Here is a 395-nt window from a genome sequence, read left to right as displayed (position 1 = left end):
CTGGATCTCAAGCAGGTGACTGACGCCTTTCGGATCACCATCACCTGGTCGACACCACACCCGGAAATGGGCGGGCGTGATTTGCAGGATATCGCCGCTGAGTGGGATGTTTCGTTGATGGACGCAGCCCGTCGGCTACAACCGGCAGGCGCGGTGTACTACGGAATGGATGAGGCGGATGTGCGGCGCATCCTGGCGCATCCGTTGTCGATGGTCGGGTCGGATGGGCTGCCGGAAGATCCGTTCCCACATCCGCGTTTGTGGGGTGCGTTTCCACGGGTGTTGGGGCATTTCAGCCGGGATGTCGGGTTGTTCCCATTGCATACCGCCGTGCACAAGATGACGGGCCTTTCAGCCGCGCGTTTTGGCCTGGCGGAGCGGGGTGAAATCCGCGA

At 61.8% G+C, this 395-nt stretch carries 1 protein-coding gene; it reads left to right on the top strand.

The window, feature by feature from the left end:
* A partial coding sequence (locus SOP95_RS31960) for an amidohydrolase family protein (RefSeq protein ID WP_323609587.1) occupies window positions 1-395 on the top strand: 395 nt, incomplete at both ends.

The sequence above is a fragment of the Pseudomonas sp. YuFO8 genome (assembly GCF_035065025.1).
In the GTDB taxonomy this organism is placed as follows: Bacteria; Pseudomonadota; Gammaproteobacteria; order Pseudomonadales; family Pseudomonadaceae; genus Aquipseudomonas; species Aquipseudomonas putida_AE.
The sequence above is the reverse complement of the archived record's forward strand: the minus strand, read 5'-3'. Positions and strand labels throughout refer to the sequence as shown.